Genomic DNA, 3369 nt, shown 5'->3' with positions numbered 1-3369 from the left:
AGATCGGGAGCAGCCCATAGAGAAACAGCGCCACCAGCGTCGGCCCCGCCCCGAACCCCAAGGCAGGCACAGCAAGCGCCAGCACCGCGACGGGGGGGAAGGTCTGACCGATATTGGTGATCGTGCGCGACAGCGGCAGGAAGGACGCGCCCACAGGACGGGTGACAAAGATCGCCAGCGTCACCGCCACCAGCGTTGCGGCGACAGAGGCAAGGGCCACCAGCCCCAAATGGCTAAGCGAGAGCGAGAGCAAAGAGCTGCGCGCGTAAATGACCGGTCCGCCCGCCGGGGCCAGCGGCGCAAAGAGCGGCGCGAACCAATCGGGCCGTAGCACCAGAGCGAGCAACAGCGCCAGCAAACCGGCGCGTAGCAGATTGCCCGCTGTCATGCGTGCACCTCGGCGCGGGCGCGGATCGCGTCCAGCGTCACGCGGCCGATGATCTTGCCCTTATCGGTGATCGGCACGGCGCTGCGTCCTGTCCACAGGCAGGCCGACAGCGCGTCACGCAGATTTGCCTCGCGGGGCAGGGGCGCGCCGTTGGCAGAACCGTCCTCCATCACCTCAGCCAGCGGGGTGAGGGAAAGCAGCCGCAGCGGGCGTTCGACATCGCCCACCATATCGGCCACAAAATCTGTTGCGGGGTGGGTGATGATCTCTGCCGGGGTGGCGTGTTGTACCAGCTTGCCGCCATCCATCACCGCCACGCGGTCGCCCAGACGAATGGCTTCCTCCATATCATGGGTCACGAGGATGATGGTGGAGCCGAGCGCCTGCTGGATGCGGCGCAGATCCTCTTGCGCGCGGGTGCGGATAATCGGGTCGAGCGCGCCAAAGGGTTCATCCATGAGGATCAGATCAGGGCGCGAGGCGAGGGCCCGTGCCACGCCGACCCGTTGTTGCTGCCCGCCCGACAGTTCAGAGGGGTAGCGGTGGCGAAACTCTGGCGGTGCCATCGAGAAGAGATCAAGCAGTTCATCCACGCGGGCGTCGATCTTGTCACGCGACCAGCCCAGCAGTTGCGGCACCGCGCCGATATTGCGCGCGACCGTGTGATGCGGGAACAGCCCGTGCCCCTGAATGGCATATCCGATCCGCCGCCGCAGGATATGCGGTTTGACGTCGAGTGTTGATTGCCCGTTGATCCGCACCTCTCCCGAGGTGGGCTCTTCCAGCCGGTTGATCAGCCGCAAAAGCGTTGTCTTGCCCGAGCCCGAGGTGCCCACGATAACTGTGATCGTGCCGGTATCAATGGTCATCGACACGCCATCGACGGCGCGGGCGCTGTCGTAGATTTTGGTGATATTGTCGATCTCTATCATGGGGTCTCCTTGGGGAGGCGGCGGGTCAGGTCGACCAGAATATCCATCACGATGGCCGCCGTCAGGGCCAGCGCGACCGTGGGCAGCGCGCCCAGCAGGATCAGGTCTGTCGCGGTCTGGTTCAGCCCTTGGAACACGAATGTGCCAAAGCCGCCGCCGCCGATCAGCCCCGCGATGACCGCCAGACCGATGTTCTGGACCAGCACGATGCGCAGGCCGGTCAGGATCACGGGCAGGCCAATGGGCAGTTCCACGCGCCACAGGCGTTGCGCCGCTGTCATGCCGATCCCGCGCGCGGCGTTCAGGGCTTGCGGCGGCGTGGCGGCCAGTCCGGCCACGGTGTTTCCCACGACGGGCAGCAGCGAATAGAGCACCAGTGCGACAAAGGCCGGTGCAAATCCGATGCCCGCGATGCCAATGCTGCGCGCACCGGGCACGGTGGCACCGACCCAGCCCAGCAGGGGGATCATCAGCCCGAACATGGCGAGCGAGGGGATGGTTTGCAGAAAGCTCAGCACCGGCAGGATCGCGCTGCGTAGCGCGGGCTTGCGGTGGCTCAGAACGCCGATGGGAAAGCCGATCAGCCCCGCCATGCCAAGCGACCCGAAGGCCAGCCACAGGTGACGCGTCGCTTCGGACGCGAAGGCGTCACGGCGCGCGGCAAATTCCTGCATCACCGACAGCGGTGCCAGCGCACCAGAGCCGAGCACAACGGACAGGGCCCCCAACACCGCTGTCAGCAACAGTGCGCGCTGAAAGGGCCCCGGTTTCATTGCGGTGATCGCATCGGCCATGAGCAGGGCAAAGATCACCAGCAAGCACCAGAACCCCGCCGCCGGAGAGACCCTTGCGTAATCGCCCGCGCCCTCCAGCAGCGCTGGCGCGCCTTGGACGAGAAGCCACAGCAACCCCGCCAGCCCCACAAGCGGCCCCGCCAGACGCAGCCCCACGTGCCTTGCAGGCAGGCCCAACGCCAGCCCCGCCACGATCGCTGCCAATCCGGGGATCGTCTGCGATACGGGGACCACCGCCCAGATCGGCACCGCGTCCCCCGCCACGATGCGGTTTGCGGCCAGCGTCATAAAGGGGGCCAGCATCGCTGCGGCCCCCAGAACGGCAAACAGAACCCCCGGCGCGGATAGCCGCGCCCGAGAGGTCTGCAAGGACATCGTGCCCCGGATCAGTCCAGCACCCCGGCTTGGGTGAGGTAATCACGCGCCACGGCCTCTGCCGGTTCACCGCCCACCTGAATCCGCCCGTTGAGCTTTTGCAGCGTCGCCATGTCCAACCCCTCGAAAATGGGATTCAGCACCTCGGGGATCGACGGGTATTCGGCCAGTACCTCGGCGCGGACGATGGGGGCGGGCTCGTAGACGGGCTGCACGCCCTTGTCATCCTCCATCACCACCAGACCTGTGGCCCCGACACCGCCGTCGGTACCATAGACCATCGCAGCGTTCACACCCGATGTGCCCCGTGCGGCGGCCTGGATCGTGGCCGCTGTATCGCCGCCGGACAGGATCACCGTCTGGTCCGCGTTCAGTTCAAAGCCGTAGGTGTCCTGCATCGCGGGCAGCACCGCGGGGGAGGACACAAACTCGGTCGAGGCCGCGAGCTTGACCGTGCCGCCCTGCGCGACCCATGCGCCGAAATCGGACATGGTGGTCAGGTTGTTGTCTTGCGCCACGGGGCCGGTCACCGCGATGGCCCATGTGTTATTGGCAGGGGCCGAGGTCAGCCATGTGACATCGTTTTGCGCGGAGTCGAGCTCTGCCGCGCGGGCGTGTGCGGCTTCGGCGTCTTTCCACACGTCGCTGTCTGCTTCGTTAAAAAAGAAGGCCGCGTTGCCGGTGTATTCGGGGTAAATGTCGATCTGGCCGGACAGCAGCGCCTCGCGGACAACCTGCGTGCCACCCAGTTGCAGGCGGCGTTCGACAGGCAAGCCCGCGTCCTCTAGTGCAAGGGCGATGACATTGCCCAACAGCCCGCCTTCTGTGTCGATCTTGGACGATACGGTGATGTCGGCGGCTGCGGCCGAGGCGAGTGCCG

The 3369-nt window shown here is 66.2% G+C and carries 3 protein-coding genes and 1 pseudogene; all 4 read right to left on the bottom strand.

The window, feature by feature from the left end; translation table 11 throughout:
- Positions 1 to 388: pseudogene (locus tag B3849_RS07415) on the bottom strand (ABC transporter permease); the annotation flags it as partial.
- On the bottom strand, positions 385 to 1320 hold the full coding sequence (locus B3849_RS07410) for an ABC transporter ATP-binding protein (RefSeq protein ID WP_278426157.1): 936 nt from the start codon (positions 1318 to 1320) through the stop codon (positions 385 to 387). The pseudogene B3849_RS07415 and the gene B3849_RS07410, both read right to left, overlap by 4 nt.
- On the bottom strand, positions 1317 to 2489 hold the full coding sequence (locus B3849_RS07405; RefSeq protein ID WP_278426156.1) for an ABC transporter permease: 1173 nt from the start codon (positions 2487 to 2489) through the stop codon (positions 1317 to 1319). Before B3849_RS07405 ends, B3849_RS07410 begins: the two co-directional genes overlap by 4 nt.
- An 11-nt stretch (positions 2490 to 2500) precedes the next feature.
- Positions 2501 to 3369, bottom strand: an 869-nt coding sequence (osmF, locus tag B3849_RS07400) for a glycine betaine ABC transporter substrate-binding protein OsmF (RefSeq protein ID WP_286779980.1), incomplete at its 5' end; no start/stop codon positions are given.

The organism is Sulfitobacter sp. UBA4523, assembly GCF_002388305.1.
In the GTDB taxonomy this organism is placed as follows: Bacteria; Pseudomonadota; Alphaproteobacteria; order Rhodobacterales; family Rhodobacteraceae; genus Sulfitobacter; species Sulfitobacter pontiacus.
The sequence above is the reverse complement of the archived record's forward strand: the minus strand, read 5'-3'. Positions and strand labels throughout refer to the sequence as shown.

Coding starts and splice junctions, on each gene's coding strand:
- B3849_RS07410 (WP_278426157.1), bottom strand. CDS start 1,320: ATGATAGAGATCGACAATATCACCAAAATCTACGACAGCGCCCGCGCC.
- B3849_RS07405 (WP_278426156.1), bottom strand. CDS start 2,489: ATGTCCTTGCAGACCTCTCGGGCGCGGCTATCCGCGCCGGGGGTTCTG.